This window comes from Pannonibacter sp. XCT-53 (assembly GCF_009915765.1).
Lineage (GTDB): Bacteria > Pseudomonadota > Alphaproteobacteria > Rhizobiales > Stappiaceae > Pannonibacter > Pannonibacter tanglangensis.
In genome coordinates this window covers 580,124-597,956 of record NZ_JAABLQ010000001.1, presented here as the reverse complement: position 1 = coordinate 597,956, position 17,833 = coordinate 580,124, and the positions used below count along the sequence as shown (strand labels likewise).

General features: G+C 67.9%; 16 protein-coding genes. 9 read left to right on the top strand and 7 right to left on the bottom strand.

Going from position 1 to position 17,833, the window contains the following annotated elements; translation table 11 throughout:
* Positions 1-296: 296 nt before the first annotated feature.
* Both GWI72_RS02740 and fliP read left to right on the top strand, forming a co-directional pair.
* Positions 297-2,384, top strand: coding sequence for a flagellar biosynthetic protein FliO (locus GWI72_RS02740; RefSeq protein WP_161707807.1), 2,088 nt, complete (start codon positions 297-299; stop codon positions 2,382-2,384).
* Complete coding sequence (fliP, locus tag GWI72_RS02735) at positions 2,381-3,178, top strand: flagellar type III secretion system pore protein FliP (protein WP_161707806.1); 798 nt, start codon at positions 2,381-2,383, stop codon at positions 3,176-3,178. The genes GWI72_RS02740 and fliP overlap by 4 nt, the downstream gene beginning before the upstream one ends.
* An 87-nt stretch (positions 3,179-3,265) precedes the next feature.
* On the opposite strand, the gene GWI72_RS02730 is transcribed toward fliP, so the two are convergent.
* From GWI72_RS02730 to GWI72_RS02710, 5 genes are all read right to left on the bottom strand, one after another.
* Positions 3,266-7,336, bottom strand: coding sequence for a hypothetical protein (locus GWI72_RS02730; RefSeq protein WP_209000040.1), 4,071 nt, complete (start codon positions 7,334-7,336; stop codon positions 3,266-3,268).
* A gap of 98 nt (positions 7,337-7,434) precedes the next feature.
* A complete protein-coding gene (locus GWI72_RS02725) occupies positions 7,435-8,211 on the bottom strand; it encodes a MotE family protein (RefSeq protein ID WP_161707805.1) in 777 nt (258 codons plus the stop codon).
* Entirely contained in the window at positions 8,208-8,987 is a 780-nt protein-coding gene (locus GWI72_RS20095) for a DUF6468 domain-containing protein (RefSeq protein WP_161707804.1), read from the bottom strand. The genes GWI72_RS02725 and GWI72_RS20095 overlap by 4 nt, the downstream gene beginning before the upstream one ends.
* Positions 8,984-10,213, bottom strand: a complete 1,230-nt coding sequence (gene fliM / locus GWI72_RS02715) for a flagellar motor switch protein FliM (protein WP_161675531.1) — start codon at positions 10,211-10,213, stop codon at positions 8,984-8,986. Before fliM ends, GWI72_RS20095 begins: the two co-directional genes overlap by 4 nt.
* Positions 10,214-10,222: 9 nt before the next feature.
* A complete protein-coding gene (locus GWI72_RS02710) occupies positions 10,223-10,723 on the bottom strand; it encodes a flagellar basal body-associated FliL family protein (protein WP_161675529.1) in 501 nt (166 codons plus the stop codon).
* Between the two features lie 280 nt (positions 10,724-11,003).
* On the opposite strand from GWI72_RS02710, the gene flgF reads away from it, so the two are divergent.
* From flgF to flgH, 4 genes are read left to right on the top strand one after another with little or no spacing between them, the layout of a single operon-like run.
* Entirely contained in the window at positions 11,004-11,744 is a 741-nt protein-coding gene (gene flgF / locus GWI72_RS02705; RefSeq protein ID WP_161707803.1) for a flagellar basal-body rod protein FlgF, read from the top strand.
* Positions 11,745-11,763: 19 nt separating this feature from the next.
* Positions 11,764-12,543, top strand: a complete 780-nt coding sequence (gene flgG, locus GWI72_RS02700; RefSeq protein ID WP_161675526.1) for a flagellar basal-body rod protein FlgG — start codon at positions 11,764-11,766, stop codon at positions 12,541-12,543.
* A gap of 12 nt (positions 12,544-12,555) precedes the next feature.
* Positions 12,556-13,551, top strand: coding sequence for a flagellar basal body P-ring formation chaperone FlgA (gene flgA / locus GWI72_RS02695; protein WP_161675525.1), 996 nt, complete (start codon positions 12,556-12,558; stop codon positions 13,549-13,551).
* Positions 13,548-14,294 (top strand): flagellar basal body L-ring protein FlgH, encoded by a 747-nt coding sequence (flgH, locus tag GWI72_RS02690; protein WP_161675523.1) that lies wholly within the window; start codon positions 13,548-13,550, stop codon positions 14,292-14,294. The genes flgA and flgH overlap by 4 nt, the downstream gene beginning before the upstream one ends.
* 228 nt (positions 14,295-14,522) lie before the next feature.
* Here the strand turns inward: flgH and dksA are convergent, their stop codons facing one another.
* Together dksA and GWI72_RS02680 are read right to left on the bottom strand one after the other, a co-directional pair.
* Positions 14,523-14,939, bottom strand: a complete 417-nt coding sequence (dksA, locus tag GWI72_RS02685; protein ID WP_161675521.1) for an RNA polymerase-binding protein DksA — start codon at positions 14,937-14,939, stop codon at positions 14,523-14,525.
* A 152-nt stretch (positions 14,940-15,091) separates the two neighbouring features.
* The gene (locus GWI72_RS02680) at positions 15,092-15,511 is read right to left on the bottom strand and encodes a flagellar assembly protein FliX (protein WP_161675519.1); all 420 of its coding nucleotides are present in this window, start codon (positions 15,509-15,511) and stop codon (positions 15,092-15,094) included.
* 354 nt (positions 15,512-15,865) lie between these two features.
* Here GWI72_RS02680 and GWI72_RS02675 point away from each other — a divergent pair, with 354 nt between their 5' ends.
* The 3 genes from GWI72_RS02675 to GWI72_RS02665 are packed head-to-tail and all read left to right on the top strand — an operon-like array spanning position 15,866 to position 17,783.
* Positions 15,866-16,981 carry a flagellar basal body P-ring protein FlgI gene (locus GWI72_RS02675; RefSeq protein WP_161675517.1) on the top strand — a complete coding sequence of 372 codons (1,116 nt, stop codon included), beginning with the start codon at positions 15,866-15,868 and terminating at the stop codon, positions 16,979-16,981.
* Entirely contained in the window at positions 16,981-17,295 is a 315-nt protein-coding gene (locus GWI72_RS02670) for a rod-binding protein (protein ID WP_161675516.1), read from the top strand. Before GWI72_RS02675 ends, GWI72_RS02670 begins: the two co-directional genes overlap by 1 nt.
* Entirely contained in the window at positions 17,292-17,783 is a 492-nt protein-coding gene (locus GWI72_RS02665; RefSeq protein WP_208995753.1) for a hypothetical protein, read from the top strand. The genes GWI72_RS02670 and GWI72_RS02665 overlap by 4 nt, the downstream gene beginning before the upstream one ends.
* Positions 17,784-17,833 lie beyond the last annotated feature (50 nt).

Genomic DNA, 17,833 nt, shown 5'->3' with positions numbered 1-17,833 from the left:
CTGTCGGCAGGTCCGGACCCGGCAATTTTTGCCGCACGGTGTTAACCTTTGCTAACAGCCGGACAGAATCACGCTGCAGGTCCGGTCGACGGCGGTCAGGGACATCGGCTCACGGTGCCGGGTGCACCGGCGGGTCGCTCCGGCCGCCCGGAGCGCAAGCTCCGCGCAGCGAAGCAACAGTATACCTGACCGGCTTCAGATGGTATCTGCACTGCACCCGTTGCGGCATCCAGCCGGTGGAAACCGGTGACAGTCGCCAGAAAACCGAAGGCCCAGAACGGCTTGAAGAGGTTCGCATGTACGAATGGATCGCGGAAACATTTGGCGTGGGCGAAGGAATCGCGAAGGCGATGTCCTTCATCATCGCCCTTGCCATTGTGTTCGGTCTCATCGGCCTCGTGCTTTTTGTCCTGCGTCAGCTGACCGGGAACCGGATTGCCACCGGACGCAACCGGCAGCCGCGCATCGCCGTCATGGACGCGATGCACATCGACACGCGCCGTCGCCTGCTGCTGGTGCGCCGTGACAACGTCGAGCACCTGATCCTCGTCGGCGGCCCGACCGATGTCGTGGTCGAACAGGCGATCGTCCGGGGCACGCCGGTCTCGGCAAGCTATCCGCGTCAGGCCCAGGTCGGACCGCAGTACGGCACGCCGCCCTACGAGGGCGAGAGTGATCCCTACGCGGCCCAGCAGGGCTGGGCGCCGCAGCCGGTTGCACCGCAGCCGGTCGCTGCGGCCGCCGGGTTGCCGCCGCAGCCGCAGATGAGTGCGCCGCAGCCGGTCGAGCCCGTGGCGCCGGTCGCGCCCGCCCCGGCTGCACGCGCGTCCTCGCTGCGCCAGAGCCCGCAGGAAGCCGCGCTTGCCGCGCTGCGCGGACGCAGCACGACCCCGCGCATCGAGGAGGCGCCGCAGGACCCGGACAGCGCGGACAACGTCAAGTCCCTGCGCCCGCGCATCGCGGCCCTGACCGAACCGCTGCGCCGGGTTGCCCCGGACCCGCAGGGGGCACCGCAGCCCGCGCCGCGCCCGGCGAGTGCCCCATCGGTCGCAGCGCCCCAGGCAGCCGCCATGGCCCCGTCGCAAGCCCAGTCCCAGGCCCAGCCACAGGTCCAGTCGCAGCAGGAAACATCCCGTGCGGCCGTCCGGGCGACGGAAGGCCTCGCCGCCGCAGCATCCAGCCTCACGTCGAAGGCAGGCTCGTCCGTGGCGGCGGCCGGCGCGGCCGTCGCCGATCTCGCGCGCAGCCTCTCGCGGTCGAGCGAGCGCACCGCCCCGGTGCAGGAGCCGGAGGTCAAGCGTCAGCTGACGCCGCCCTCCTCCGGTCCTGCCGCCCGCGCCCGCACGGCCTACCCGAATGCGCTTGCCGCACAGTCCGCGCCGGCCGACACCAGCGCCGGCGCTGAGGTGAAGGCTGCGGATGCAGCAGCGCCACAGGCGCAGGCTCCGGACGTCCGGAGCCCGGCGCAGCCGCAGGCTGCCGCCCAGGCCGCACAGCCGCAGCCGCAGGCTGCCGCCCAGGTCACACAGCCGCAGCCGCAGGCTGCATCCGTGCAGACCTCTGCCCCGACCGTGCGCGGATTTGCCGGCTTCCCGGCCCAGCCGCGTCCGCAGGTCGGAGCCGACAGCGCGGCCCAGGCCGGGCAGACCGTCGAGCCGGTTGCAGCCGCGCCTGCCGTGTCGCTCCAGACGCCGCCCCAGGCGCGTCCCGCCGCGATCGGCGAGGTCCGCCTGACACCGCCGGCACCGGCGTCGACCAGCGTCGCCGCTCCGGTCGGCCCGGCACAGGTCCAGTCTCAAGCCCAGTCATCGACAGAGACATTGGCACAGTCTCCGGCCCAGGTGCAGGCAACTCCCGCCGCGCCGGCGATCTCGTCCGAGGTCCGGCTGACGCCGCTCGGCGCTGCCGCACCGGCCGCCGCCGCAGCTGCGACCGGGGTCGAGGCGGAGGTGGGCAACGATGGCGCCAGTGATGACATCTTTGACGTGCTGCGTCCCGAACCGCGCGCAGCCGCGACACAGTCGGTGGCCGAGGCCGCGACGCTGGCCGAGCTGACCGTCGCGCCGCCGCTCGATGCGGAACCGGTGGCCCAGCCGCTGGCGCAGACCCAGACCCCGCCCGTCGTTCCGGTGGCGGCCCAGCCGACACCGGCCGCGCAGGTGATCCCGGAGATCCGGCTCAGCCCGGCGGATCTGGTCGCGGCCGTGAGCCAGCCTGCGGGCGAAAGCGCGGCGCCCGATGTGGCGCCGCTGCAGGCCCCGGGCCGGGCGCCGGCCGTGGAGGTCAGCCCGGCTCCGGCGAACCGCGACGAGGCCGGCGTCAACGCGATCGAGGAAGAGATGGCGCGCCTTCTCTCCGAGATCGGCGTGCAAGGACGGAAATGACGGCGCGGACCGTCAGCGCCGCGCCGGCTGGCAGAAGCCTCTGGCGCGGAGCTGTCCCCCCTGTCCGCCTGGCCCTGACAGGCCTCGCGGTTTTCCTGCTCGGGCTCGGTGGAGCCGAGGCCCAGCAGATCACCATCGGGTTCGGTGAAGGCACGACCGTCACGGAGCGGGCGGTCCAGCTCGTCGCGTTGCTGACGGTCCTGAGCCTTGCGCCCTCGATCCTGATCATGGTGACGAGCTTCACCCGCATCGTCGTCGTGCTGTCGCTGCTGCGCTCGGCCATCGGCCTGCAGACGGCACCGCCCAATTCGGTGATGATCTCGCTGGCGATGTTCCTCACCGCCTTCGTCATGGCACCGACCATCCAGGTGGCCTACAACGAAGGCGTCCGGCCGCTGGTGGAAGGCTCCATCGAGTTTGATCAGGCCTTCGAGCGCGCGTCCGAACCGTTCCATGTCTTCATGCGCTCCCAGGTGCGCGAGAAGGACCTGATGCTGTTTCAGGAGCTGTCGGGCCAGCCGGCGCCGGAGACGCCCGAGGAACTCTCGCTGCATGTGCTGATCCCGGCCTTCATGATCAGCGAGCTGCGTCGGGCCTTCGAGATCGGCTTCCTGCTCTACCTGCCCTTCCTGATCATCGACCTCGTGATCGCCTCGATCCTGATGTCGATGGGCATGATGATGCTTCCGCCCGTGGTGATCTCGCTGCCGTTCAAGCTGATCTTCTTCGTGCTGGTGGACGGATGGGCCCTGGTCGCCGGCAGTCTGGTCCGAAGTTTCGGAACCGGGGGATAGCTTCCGCCGCCGCCGCCCGGCCTGTCCGGACGCGGCGACGGCGCCTCTGCATCCGCTTGCCTGTCCGGGCTTCGGTTCAGTGACCGGTCAGCCGTTGCCGGTCTGGGCGTTGGCCATGGACTCGCCGCCCGGCTCCGGGCTCATGTACTGGCGGCGATACTCTTCCATGAAGGTGCTGAGCGTGTCGATGGCGGCCAGGCCGCGCGCGACCTCCAGAAACTCCACGCCCTGTGCCTCGATCGGACGCGTGACCACGTCGAAAGCAAAGGCTTCCGGGCTGTCCGACATCTTCGGGAGGTACTTCGTCCGCAGACGGTCGAGGCTGAGCTGGTCGCCGGCCAGCGAGTAGGCGATCCCCGCCTTGAGGATGTCGTTGCGCTCGATCTGTTCCAGCGGAATGTTGTCCGACCAGCGCGAGCCATACATGGCCTCGAGCTGGTCCCCCGCCTCGCGCCAGCTCTGCGCCGCCCAGAAGGTGTCGGCGCGCAGCCGGTCCACTTCCGCGCCCCGCATGTTGCGCACCAGTTCCAGCGCCAGATCCGGACGTCCGCTTTCCGTGAGCGCCCGCGCCTCGACGATGTTGCGCTGGCGGTCGAGGGTCGAAGGCAGGTTCGCCTGGCGGGTCCGGTTCAGCACCGCCAGTGCCCGCTCCGGCTTGCGGTCCATCAGATAGATGGCGGCGAGATCGGCAGCGATCTGCGATCGCGCGGCCCCCTTCAGCCGGTTGTCCACCTGGTGCTGCAGCAGTTCGGCAGCCTGATCAAGAAGCTCCACCTCCACGAGACGCTTGGCAAGGCCGCGCACCATCTCGTCGCCCTGCCGTCCGGGCGGCGTCATTTCGCGGAAGTCATAGAACAGGGCCAGCGCCTTGACGGCGGGCATCTCGTTCGCCTTGCCGTTCAGGAACAGGTTGGCGAAGAGCGCGTTCATCTCTTCCTGCAGCAGGCGCGTGGTCTCGGATTCGGAATCCGACTGGACCGCCAGCTTCATCGCCTCGAAGGCCTCGCGGTAATTGCCGCGCTCGGCCTGGAGCTGGGCGAGGAAGCGCAGTGTCCTCAGTTCCACCTCGTCGCCGCGCCACCAGGTTGCCAGCGTCGCCAGCTCGTCCACGGTCTGCTCGGTCGTCAGCTCGCCGTCCCGGTGGCGGATGCGCAGCGCCCGGTAGGTCGCCTCCGCCGCCCGCGGCCGGTCGTCGGTGCGGGCCACCAGATCGAACGCCGTCAGCGCCTCGAGCGACCGGCCGGATGCGTCGGCAACCCGGCCACGCAGCAGGTCGTAACGGGCCGCCTGGACCGGCGAGATCAGGCTCGGCTCGATTTCCGCGAGAATGGCATTGGCCATGCCGAAGTCGTTCAGCTCCACCATTGCCTGTGCGGCGGCAATGTTGAACTCCGCCTGGATGCTGACGGGATAGTTGCCGATCACGGCCCGGCCACGTGGCATGGAAATGCGGGCACCCGGCCAGTTGCCGAGCGCCACCTCGACGATGGTCTGCCACACCGCCGCATCGGGGCTGTTCTTCAGGTCCGGCCGGTTGAGATGCGGATAGGCCTGATCAGGACGCGCGGCCAGGGTCTGGGCCGCGCCCATCATCAGGTTGAACGCGCTCTCCTCCGCAAGAGCCGGATCCTCCTCAAGGGCCAGTTGCATCATGCCGAGCGCTTCGTAGGGCAGGAGATGCGCGAGGAAGAACCGGGCCAGATCCATGCGCGGCGCCCGGCGGCGCTCCTCCGGCGCGTTGGTCAGGGCCGTTTCCAGCTCCATGCGCCGTTTCATGAACTCCTCCTCGTCCTTGGTGGTGAGGCTGGTGAAGTCCACGTAGTTCGGCTGGTTCGGATCGACGATCGTGTTGAGGACGCGCGAGCCGCGCTGGTTGCCGTTCGACAGGGTCAGCCCCTGTTCGCGCTGGAGAATGATGTCGTCACCGGCCAGCTCCGGCTTGAACCCGTCGGTCTGCGGCACGACGGCCACGCCATGCGCCGAGGCCAATGTCTCCAGGTCGACGAACTTCTGCGGCTTGAGCAGGCCGCGCGCCGGACCGAAGCCGGTCACCACCACGATCTGGTCCCCGACAAAGGGATCGGTCAGCGTCCGGATTTTCTGCGGCTGCTGGAAGGGAATGCGCAGCACGCTGCCACCGTCGGAGCGCACGTTGCGTTCGATGGCCAGCGGACGGGTCGGTTCGACAATCATGTCGCCCACAACCAGGTTCCAGGCGTTGCCATCCGCCCCCACGGTCGCCAGCGCCGAGGAGACTACATCGACCCTGAGCGCCTGATGGTCCGGGAACTCCTTCATCTCGATGCCGGTGGCCACATCGGCCAGCGCCGAGCGGATCGCCCGGATGTCGATGGTCGCGGTGGTGTCGAACAGCATCCAGATCGAATCGTTGCGGCGGAACACCGCGGTGGCAACGGGCTCGCGGAACGGGAAGACCACGCGCACCGTGTTGCCGATGCGCCGTGCCTCGGCGGCAACGAAGTTTCGTACCTCGTTGGCCGCATCGACCGGCAGGCTTTCCGGCGAAGGCTCGGGGGTCGGCAGCACGGAGCGCGGCTCCGGGGTCGGCGCTCCGCCCTGCGCGCGCCAGGGATCCTGGCTGGGAGACGGCCCGGCCTGCCGCAGGTCAATCGCCTGCGGGATCTCGACGCCCTGCAGCACGCGCGGCTGCGGCTCGCCCTGATCGCTTGCCTGCACGCTCGGCGATCCGGAAAACGGCATCGGATCCAGCGGAATGGCATTGATGATGCGGTCGCCGAAGTCCTTCTGGGCGCCAAGCACGCGCGGCTCGCGGGCCGGCGTGCCGGTGGCAGTCTCGGCCACCTGGATCGCCGGCTGAGCCTCGGCGCCCGGGGGCATGAAGGCCACCGAACCGACCGTCGAGGGGTCGCCGCCCTCGGGAAGCACGGTGCCGGCGGCCATCTGCACCGGCGCGGGCGTGCTCGTTCCGGGCTTGGCGCGCGGAAGCGCAAAGGCCGGACCTGCGACAGGCCCGGCATCAGCCAGAACGGGAAGCGGTTCGACCTGCGGCCCTTCGGCGCCGGGGCGCGGCGCGGTCTCGGGCTGGCCGAAGGTTCCACCCGGCGGGCCACCGCCGGGCGCAGGCGCGGGAGCTGCAGGAGCAGCGGCGGCCGGATCGACCGGCGCCGGCGGCTGGTCCTCGCGCCGCGTCGCCGGGGCAACGATCAGCTGCTGAGCCCCTTGCGGGCGACCGTTCAACGCCTCGCCGATTGCGGCATTGACCGGATCGGTCGCGCGGCTCTCGGTCGGCGTGATGTCGATGACATAGGTCTGTTCTTCCCGGAAGGCGCGGATGTCGACCGTCGGGTCGATGCGCATCAGGAACTTCAGCTTGCCACCATCGAGGAACGAGGTCGCATCGACCACGCCGGGCGGCAGGTTGGCGCGCAAGCGGCTGACGTCGAGCTGGGCGGCCTGGTTGAAGGTCACCCGCACGATGTCGTCCTCGCGGACGAAGGAGGTGTCGAACTGCACGGTCCAGTCGAACACAAGCCGGGTGAAGGTCGGGTGCTCGCCGATGCGCAGGTCCACACGCGGCCCCTCCTCCGCCTTCAGCCGGGCCTGTTCCAGCGCGCGCACCTGGCGCATCGCCTCCTCGGCACGGCGGGCAAGCTCGCGCACGACATCATCGGGCAGCCCCGGGGGCAGACCCTGCCAGTTGGCAGGAAGGATGTCGACGAACAGCTTCTCGCCGGCCTCCAGCGTGTTGATGCGGAACTTGTCCTTGAGCGCAAAGCGGATCGCCGTGCCATCCGGGTCGCGCCGGGCAACGGCGATGTAGTCGCGCAGCTGCAGGGGAACATCGTCAACGCTGATGGCGATCGGCTCTTCAAAGGCGATGCGCAGGACGCCGCTGGTAACCGTCGCATCGTAATGCGGCAGCAGCGTCTTGTCCTTGAAGGTCAGGATGAGACGGCCATAGCCTTCCTCGGCCTTGGCCTGCAGCTCGACGATGGCAAGGTTCTCGGCCTGCGCGGTCCGCAGGGCAAGCGACAGGCAGAGCGGAACGAGAAGGATCTGGAGCGCGAGGCCGGCCGCCAGCAGCCGGGCAAACCGGGCCCGCGCCCTCCCCGGCAGAAGCCGGGCGGCTGCGGCGCCCCGGGACGAGGCGAACTCATACGCTTGCCTCACAAACATCAACAAAGTCAGGGTTATCCTCTCGCTCGGCGTCACGCCTAACCCTAGGGCGCTGGCCTTAACGCGGCCTTACATGAACCCCTTAAACTGGCCTGATTTCAGTTTCCGCCGATCTTGGGCAGCTGCGCCGGTGCGTCGGCGGAGGCCTGCTGGCCGGTATCGCCGCTGGCGATCGCCACCGTCAGCTTCTCGGCGGCTTCCGGGTTCATCTTGGCCAGAATGTCAGCCATCTTGCGCGGCTTCATCTGCCGCACGACCTTGAGCAGGATTTCAAGCTCCAGCCGGTCGAAAATGCGGGCCGCATCCTTCGGCTTCATGTTCTCGTACATGACCACAAGGGCGGCGACTTCGCTCTCTTCCTGCTTGCGCTTCTCCTCGACGGCCTGCTGGATCTTCTGCTCCAGAGCCTTCAGCTCGTCGACGCGCTGCTGGACCCGGTCTTCCGTTGCCTGCAGCAGCTTCTCGCGCAGGTCGATCTGCCCTTCCTGGTCCTGCAGCGCGCGCCGGCGCTGTCCGAGGCTTTCGAGCACCGCGCGCTCGGCGGCAGACCCGCCGATCTCCATTTCGGTCGGGATGGGCGGCTCGGCATTGGCGGCGGCATCGCCAGCGGGCGCGGCCTCGGCGGGGGCTTCGCCGGCGGCAGGGGCCGCCTGCCCGGCCTCGCCGGCAGGCGCGGCAGGCTCAGTCCCTGGGGCGGGAGGCTGCGCACCTGTGGCCGGTGGCGGCGGCGGCGTCTGGCCCGCCGGGGCCGATTGCGCCTGTGCTTCCTGAATCGGCAAGACATCGGTCGGGTGCCCGAGCACGAGCCCGAGCACCTTCAACCCCAGCAGGGCGCTGGCTGCAATGCCGACAATCGGAAGCAGTCGGAGCGTCAAGCTGCGGCCTCCTCCGACTTCTTGCGGAAGCGCTCAAGACGCGCCGTCGCCTCGGCAGCCGCCGCGCGGATGTCGCGGGTCGACACACCGGGCTGGGCGGTCATCGGAGCGGTGGGCTTCACGGCCGGGGCAGCGGGCGGCACCGGGGCCTGGGCAGCCGGACGGTAGGTGCCTGCGGCAGCCGGCTGATAGGCCGGGGCCGTCGCGGCCGGACGGGCAGCCGACTGCGGCGCGGTGAAGGCCGGGGTTGATGCGGGCGCCGGGGCCGCGGCCGCCGGGCGGGCAGACGGATAGCCGCCCTGTGCCGCGGCTGCCTGGGCGTAGGCCTGGGCCCGCGCCTGGATCTGGGCCTGAGCCTGGCTCTGGCCAGCGGCCCGACGCGCGGCCTCGGCCTGGTCTTCTGCGGCGCGGCGATTGGCCTCTGCGGTCTGCGCCGACTGGGCGCTGCGGGCGGCCTCGGCGATCTGCGAGATGCGCGCCAGGACAAGCTCGCCCTCGCCAAGCTGTTCGGCCAGCATCTTGGACATCTGCTCGGCCTGTCCAAGGCGGCTGCCCAGGGTCTTGTCGGCCTCGTTGGCAGTCGCCTTCAGGCCGAGAATGGCGCGCTCGGCGATTTCCGTTGCCGTGATCAGCTCGGAGATCGTGGCGCGCAGCGTTTCCTCGTCGGCCCTCAGCCGCTGCAGCCGGCGGTTGAGGATCCAGCAATATCCGATGGTGACGACCAGAAGCACCGCCACCAGGCTCTCGATGATCATTCCGATGGGCAGGGAGCTCATGTGCTTTCCATTTCCTTCTGCATCGCGCGCTCGAAGGCCGCCAGTGTCATCTTTGGCCGCCGCAAGCCGCGCGTGACCCGAATCGCGATCGAATCCTCAACTCGGCCGAGTGTACCCTCCGTCAGGGGCACGTTGCCGCATTTGATGGTGATGGGATCGGTTGGTTCCACATTGAAAATGAGCGTTTGACCCACGTCGAAGCTCAGAACACGGCCGAGAGGCAGGAAGGTCTCGTAGAGAACCGCGTCGACTTCGACTTCCGCTGCGTAAATTTCACTAGCCAGATGGCCTTCCCAGATCGGATCGCGGCCGAACTTCTCGCCCATGAACATCTGCAGGAGCAGATCGCGGATCGGCTCGAGCGTGGCATAGGGCATCATGATTTCGATCGTGCCGCCGCGGTCTTCCATGTCGATGCGCAGCTCGACAAGGATGGCCGCGTTGGCCGGGCGCGAAATCGCCGCGAAGCGCGGGTTGGTTTCGAGGCGCTCCAGATTGAAGTGCACCGGCGACAGCGGCGCGAAGGCCTGCTGCGCGTCGGCCAGGATGATTTCCAGCATCCGGCGGACGAGGTTCACCTCGATCGTGGTGTAGGGCCGACCCTCGACGCGGATGCCGCTGGTGCCGCGGCCACCGCCGAGCAGCACGTCGATGATTGAATAGATCAGGCTCGATTCAACCGTCACCAGGCCGAAACCGTCCCATTCCTCGGCCTTGAAGACGCCAAGGATCGCCGGCAGCGGGATCGAGTTCAGGTAGTCACCGAAACGCACGGACGAAATCGAGTCGAGCGAGACTTCGACGTTGTCGGACGTGAAGTTGCGCAGGGACGTCGTGGTCAGCCGGACGAGCCGGTCGAACACGATTTCCAGCATCGGCAGGCGCTCGTAGGACACCATTGCCGAGTTGATCAGCGCCCGGATGCCGCTCTGGTCGCCGGCGATCGTGTCCTCGATGTTGAAGCCGAGGAGGTTGTCGATTTCCTCCTGGTTCAGGACACGGTCGGCACCGCGCGTGGCGTTCTCGAGTTCCGGCTCGCTGTCGTCGATCATCGCCGCCCACTGGGCCGCCATGTCGTCGGCGTTGCCAACACCCTGCTCTTCCAGCGCAGCCCCCCAGGCGGCGGCGAGGTCGTCGTCGTCGTCCCCTACCCCCTGCTCGGCCAGGGCTGCGCCCCAGGCATCGGCCAGGTCGCCATCCGTCAGATCGTCGTCGTCGTCAGCCATGCCGCACCATCACTGGATCAGGATTTCCTTGAAGAGGACCGCATTCACCTTGGACGGATAGACCGAGAGGTTGATGCGGCGCAGCAGTTCTTCCTTGAGCCGGAACAGGCCGGCGGACCCTTCCAGATCCGCCGGACGCAGCTCGCGCAGGTAGATCTGGAACGCATCGAGAATGCGGGGCAGCAGCGGCGTGATCCGGTCGACCGTGGCCTGGTCCTGGACCTCGAGCGCAATGCGCACCCGCAGGTAGGTCGCCCGGCCCGTGGTCGACAGGTTCACCGTCATCTCCGGCAGCTCGAAGAAGACGACCGGCACCTGCTCCTCGACGGGCGGCGCGTTCGGATCGACTTCCGGCTCTTCGCCGCCGGCAAACAGGAAGAAGTATGCGCCGCCACCGATCAGCAGCAGGGCCGCCACGGCACCGCCGCCGATGATCATCAGCTTCTTCTTGCCTAGACCCTTCTTGCCTTCTGCGCCGTCTTCGCCTTCGGCTTCAGCTTCCGCCGCCATGGACTGCTCCGCCTGCCTCATCGCCGCCTGCGCGCGCGTGAAATGGTTTCTAAAGGGTTAATGGTTAACGAGTGGTTACCAATCCCTTACCGGATTCACCCGGCAGGTGTTGCCGACTGGTTCGTTTTTTCCTCACCTATTTGCCGACCCGGCCGAGGCCAAAAAACAAAAACCAATCGTTTCAACGATTTAGGAGTTGGCACGCTCCCTGCTTATGTGGGGACGGACGACGGGCCTGGGGAGGTCTGGCGTCCCTCGGGGAGCATAAGGAATCGTTAACATGGAAAACGCGCAGTTAATCAACCTGTCGCGTCAGATCACGCTGCGGCGCCAGATGGATGTGGTCGCGAACAACATCGCGAACCTCAACACCTCGGGCTTCAAGGCCAAGCGCATGATCTTTCAGGAGTATGTCATGCCTGTCGCGGAGGCGAGCGCCTTTCCGCGCGGCGACCTGCGGCTGTCCTATGTCCAGGATGCCCGCACGATCACCAATTTCCTCGCCGGCAGCATCCAGCTCACCGGCAATCCGCTGGACGTCGCGGTGGATGGCGAGGGCTGGTTTGCCGTCCAGATGGAGGATGGCACCGAAGCCTTCACCCGCAACGGCGCCTTCCACCTCAGCAACACCGGGCAGCTGGTGACCTCCGAAGGTCGCCCCGTGCTGACCGAAGGCGGCCCGATCAGCTTCACCCGCGAGGACGGCAAGATCTCCATCTCCGACGACGGCACGATCTCCACGGAGCTGGGCACGCGCGGCCGCCTGCGCCTTGTGGCCATGAACAACCCGCAGAACGCCATCGCCATCGGCAACAATCTCGTCACCTACGAAAATCCGGACCCTGTCGGCCGGGTCCGCGTGATCCAGGGCGGGCTGGAAGGCTCCAACGTCCAGGGCGTGGTCGAGATCGCCGACATGATCGAGATCACCCGCAAGTACGAGTCCGTCACCAAGATGCTCAAGGACACCGATGACCTGTCACGACAGGCCATCGAGCGCCTCGGCTCGACCCAGGCCTGAGCGGCAGGAGAACTGACAGATGAAGGCACTCCATATCGCCGCAACGGGCATGAAGGCCCAGGAACTCAACGTCGAAGTCATCTCGAACAACGTGGCCAACATGCGGACCACGGGCTTCAAGCGCCAGCGCGCGGACTTCCAGGATCTGCTGTACCAGAACCTGCGCCGCATGGGCACGGACACCTCGGCCGCCGGCACCATCGTGCCGACCGGCGTGCAGATCGGCTCCGGCGTGAAGACCGCCGCCACCGCCCGCATCATGAGCCAGGGCAACCTGCAGCAGACCGACAAGGAACTCGACGTCGCCATCCGCGGCGAAGGCTTCTTCCAGATCCAGCTGCCGGACGGTACCACCGCCTACACCCGCGACGGCTCCTTCGAGCGCGACGCCACCGGCACGCTGGTCACCGTCGATGGCTACTCGGTCCTGCCCGGCATCGTCATCCCGCAGGATGCCCGCGACGTGACCATCTCCACCGAGGGCGCGGTGCAGGCGATCGTCGGGGGAGCCGCGCAGCAGCTCGGCCAGATCCAGATCGCCCGCTTCGTCAACAAGTCCGGTCTGGAAGCCATCGGCGACAACCTGTTCCTCGAGACCGAGGCATCGGGTGCGGCCCAGGTCGGCAACCCGGACCAGGACGGCTACGGCAACCTGCAGCAGGGCTTCCTCGAGATGGCCAACGTGGAGGCCGTCTCGGAGATCGCCGACCTGATCGCCGCCCAGCGCGCCTACGAGATGAACTCGCGCGTCATCAAGGCGGCGGACGACATGTACTCCACCACCACCAACATCCGCTGAGGGGAGGATCTGATGCGTCGCTTCGTCCTTGCCGGTCTGGCGCTGCTGGCGTCGGCCCTGGCCGCCGTCCAGGCCCTTGCCCTCGAGGCTCCGGTCCTGCGCTCCCAGGTCGCCGTCAGCTCCGATGTGGTCACCGTCGGCGACTTCTATTCCAACGCCGGCCTGCTCGCCAACGTGCCGCTGTTCCGCTCTCCCGACCTCGGTCACAGCGGCCGGGTGCCGGCCGACGTGGTGGCCGAACGCGCCCGTGCGGCGGGCCTGTCTGCCGCCGGGACCGACGGGCTGCGGGACGTGCTGGTCGAGCGGCAGTCCATCGTTCTCGATGCCGACCGCCTGTCGGCCCTGGTCGCCGGAGCCCTCGCGGGCCAGGCCGAGGATGTGCGCCCCGAGGACCTCGACATCGCCTTCGCGCGGACACCGCAGCCGGTGCATGTGGACCCGGCCGCCGGCGATCCCGTGCGCATCGAACAGGCGCTGTGGTCGCGGGCCGATGGCCGCTTCGACGTGACGGTGGAGATGGTCACCGCTGCCGGCCCGCGCAAGCAGGTCATCAGCGGCGTGGCCCGGGAGATGGTGTCCGTCCTGACCCTGGCGCAGCCGCTGGAGCGCGGCCAGATCGTCAGCGCGGATGACTTCACGGTCATGCGCCTGCCGCGCAGCCGGGTTCCCGCCCGCTCGGTGACCGACCCGGCAGAGGTTGCCGGCCTCGCCGCCCGCAGCAACATGCGACCCGGCCGCCCCCTGTCGCGCAGCGACTTCGAGCGCCCGCAGCTCATCGCGCGCGGCGACCAGGTGACCCTCGTCTACGAGGTCGGTGCCATGCGCCTGACCACCAAGGGCCAGGCGCTGGCTGCCGGCGCCGAGGGCGATCTCATCGACATCGTGAACACCCAGTCCCGCAGGACCGTCACCGGAACTGTGATCGGGCGAGGTCAGGTCCGCGTCGGCACCGCGCCGCGCACCGTTGCCGCCCTGGACGAAACGCCGGCCAAGGAGACCGCGCAGTGACCCGCTCCCTTCTCTCCACCCTCGCCCTGTCCGTGCTGACCGTCGGGCTGGCCGCCTGCGGCACGGCTGACCGGCTTGCCCAGGTCGGCCAGCAGCCACCGCTCAATGCGATCCAGGACCCCACGACCATGCCGGGTTACCGGCCCGTGCAGATGCCGATGCCCGCGCCGCAGCCGGCGCATTACAATGCCAACTCGCTCTGGAAGTCGGGCAACCGCGCCTTCTTCGAGGACCAGCGGGCCGGACGGGTCGGCGACCTTCTGACCGTGGTCGTCACGATCTCCGACCGGGCGCAGATCGAGAACCAGACGGAGCGCTCGCGCACCGGCTCCGATTCGGCCGGGGCCGGCGGTGCGCTCGGAACGGCGATCGACACCGTCTTCCTGCCGGCCGGCGTCAGCGCCAGCAACCTGGCAACGCTCAACGGCGCCTCCAACTTCTCCGGCAACGGCACCATCGACCGCAGCGAGGTCCTGCGCACCACCGTCGCCGCCGTGGTGACCCAGGTCCTGCCCAACGGCAACATGGTGATCGAGGGCCGGCAGGAGGTGCGCGTCAACTTCGAGGTCCGCGAACTGGTCGTGGCCGGTATCGTCCGCCCGCAGGACATCCAGGCGAACAACACCATCGCCAGCGAGAAGATCGCCGAGGCCCGCATCGGCTACGGAGGCCGGGGCCAGATCACGGACGTGCAGCAGCCGCGCTATGGCGCACAGGTCATGGACATCCTGCTGCCGTTCTGACCCCGTCCCACCCGTCCAGCCAATCAGTCCCCCGGGCGACCTGAAGAACTCGAGCTTCAGGCCGCCTGATGGCGGGCACGGCGTCTCGCTCCCCGAGCGCCGTGCCCGCTCTCACCTTGTTGCCGCGGCCCGCCGCTCCCCACGGCCCGCATAATAGGGCAAACACCAAAAAAAGCCCCGGACTCGGCCAGTCCGGGGCTTTCTCAAATTCGGTCGCGGATTGTCCGCTCAGTCGTCGCGGTAGACCTTCTCGCGGCGCTCGTGGGCTTCCTGCGCCTCGATGGACAGAGTTGCAATCGGGCGGGCATCCAGGCGCTTGACCGAGATCGGTTCCCCGGTCTCCTCGCAGTAGCCGTAGCTGCCGTCCTCGATCCGCTCGAGCGCGGCGTCGATCTTGGAGATCAGCTTGCGCTGCCGGTCGCGGGCCCGCAGTTCGATCGACCGGTCAGTCTCGGAGGAGGCACGGTCGGCAAAGTCGGGATGGTTCTGGCTTTCTTCCTGAAGGTGGGCCAGCGTCTCGCGGCTTTCCCGCAGGATGTCCTCTTTCCAGGCAAGCAGCTTGTTGCGGAAATACTCGCGCTGCCGCTCGTTCATGAACGGCTCGTCCTCGGAAGGTCGATAATCAGACTCAAGTTCAACCGTCATCGAAAACTCCGGTTACCGTTAGGACGGGCGCAATATATCCCTCGTTCGGTGCGCGGACAACGGCTGTTCCTGAAAAAAATGTTAACGAATTCGGCTTTGGTATCAATTGGTTAAGAAATGCGAGGCGGATCCTTGCCCAGTCCTTCGCCGGCTCACTCGGTGAATTTGCCAAGCTTGGCGAGCTCAACCTTCACTCGCAATTCGATCTCGTCGATCACCCCGTCAAGCCGCGCGTCACCGCTCGGCTGACGGTCTTTCAGCACCGCCGCCATCTCGTCGAGGCGACCGGTCGGCACCAGACCGCCGAGCAGATCGGCCCGCAGCGCGTCGAGCGCATCGAGCAGGGAATGGCCGCGCCGGCTGGCAATGTCGCGCTCATCCGGCTGGACATCCACCTCTTGCAGCGCCAGCAGAGCGTCGATCCCGCCAAGCGCGGTGGCCGAGCTGGTCGTGGAGGCGGCTGCGGTCTCGGCCTCGCTGGAAATGAAGAAGCCGTCACTGCCGCCGCCCGCGCGCTTCTTGCCGCCCTTGCCCTGGACGGAGGAAATCGGCGGGTTCCCGGTGATGCGCATGAGCAGATCCCTTTCGGCGTGACGGTTCCGGGCGCTCCGCCCCGCCATCGGATCCCTCGGGGTACCGGACGCCGGGGGAGATCTCCGGACCGCGCACGGCGACGACGAGGACGGCTGATCCGGGCCGGCTGCCCGTCATTTTCTTCCCGGCCAGACTAAGCGATCGCCCCTTCCCCGGCAACTTTTGCCGCCGCTCGCCCGGCCTCTATCCCCGGGAGCCACATGGCGCGGTGTGAGTTCAGAGAAATTTAACCAATATCTCCAGAGCCTTAAGACAAGATCCCGAAACCGGCGCACACTGTGGCACGCCTCTCGCATAGAGGCCGGCAAACACTCATGTCCGGATCACCCCGAATGACGTCTGCCAACCTGTTCCGCTTCGGCGCCGTTTTCGTGCTCCTGGCCTGCCTGGCCACGGCGGCCTCGGCCGCCTCGCGCATCAAGGACATCGCCGACTTTGAAGGCATCCGCGAGAACCAGCTGATCGGCTACGGCCTTGTCGTCGGTCTCAATGGCACCGGCGACAGCCTGCGCAACGCGCCCTTCACCCGGCAAAGTCTGCAGGCCATGCTGGAACGCCTCGGCGTCAACACGCGCGGCATTGACCTCAACACCAACAACGTCGCTGCGGTGATGGTGACCGCCAACCTGCCGCCCTTCTCGACCCAGGGCACGCGCATCGACGTCAATGTCAGCGCCCTCGGCGATGCGGACAGCCTGCAGGGCGGCACCCTGCTGGTCACGCCGCTGATGGGTGCCGACGGCGAAGTCTATGCCATCGCGCAAGGCTCGGTGGCCATCGCGGGCTTTTCCGCACAGGCGGATGCGGCTGCCGTGATCCGGGGCGTGCCGACCTCGGGCCGCATCGCCAATGGGGCGCTGGTCGAGCGCGAGGTCGAGTTCAAGCTGGCCGGAATGACCAGCGTTCGTCTGGCGCTGCGCAATCCGGACCTCACCACGTCCCGTCGCGTCGCGCTGGCGATCAACGAGCTCATCGGCATGCCGACCGCCGAGCCGATGGATCCGTCCACGGTGCGCATCGACGTGCCCCGCGACTACAACGGCAACATCGTCGACCTCCTGACCGACATCGAGCAGCTGATCATCGAGCCGGACCTGCCGGCCCGGGTGGTCATCGACGAGAACTCCGGCATCATCGTGATGGGCCAGAACGTGAAGGTCTCCACCGTGGCCGTTGCCCAGGGCAACCTGACGGTCACGATCGCCGAAAGCCCGGAGGTGTCGCAGCCCCTTCCCTTTGCCAACGGCGAGACTGCCGTCGTGCCGCGCTCGGATGTGACCGTCGACGACAGCAGCGACAAGAAGCTCGCCATCCTCAAGGAAACCGTGACGTTGCAGGAACTGGTCACCGGGCTCAATGCGCTCGGCATCGGCCCGCGCGACATGATCTCCATCCTCCAGGCAATCAAGGCCGCCGGCGCGCTGCAGGCGGAAATCGAGGCGCTCTGATGTTGACCAGCACAAGCACCATCCCGGCCCTGCACACCCTGCCCGCCAGCACGCTGGCCGCACGCAACGCCGATCCCGAGACCCAGATCAAGGAAGCGGCCCGCGCCTACGAGGCCGTGTTCCTCAACACCATGCTTCAGTCCATGTTCTCCGGTCTGGAGGAAGGCGGGGCCTGGGGCGGCGGCGCGGGCTCGGAGACCTGGCAGGGGATGCTCGTCGACGAATTTGCAAAGAACATCGCCGGGCGCGGCGGCATCGGAATTGCCGCGACCCTCGAACGTGAACTGCTGACCCTGCAGGAGATACCCCAGTGATCGAGAAGGCTGAAGCCACCGCCGCCCTTCCCTTTTCCATCGAACGCCCGGTGAGCCGGCAGGAAGCCGAGAACTTCTGCAACGCCGTCCGCAAGACCATGGAACGTCTGCTCGAAGTGGTCGAGACGGAGACCGATCTGGTGCGCGCTGGCCAGCTGCGCGCCGCGGGCGACCTGCAGGGCGAGAAGGCGGTGCTGGTGCATCACTACACCCAGGGTGTTCTCTACGCGAAGGAACACTCCGTCGCGCTCGGCAACCTTGCGCCGGCGGCCGTGCAGGCACTGCGGCGCCAGCACGCCGAGTTCCAGCCCGTGCTGCGGATCAACCTTGCAGTCCTCGCGACGGCCCGCGAGGTGGCGGATTCGATCGTCAACACGGTTGCACGGGCCGTCGGCGCCAAGCAGCGCACCACCACCTACGGTCCCGCCGGCGCGCCGCCCGCGGCGCCGCGGCCGGCGGAAGGCATCTCCGTCAACCGGTCGCTCTGAGACCTGGCGAATCAGTGCGGAAAAAAGCAGCCCGTTAAAATCCTCTCATT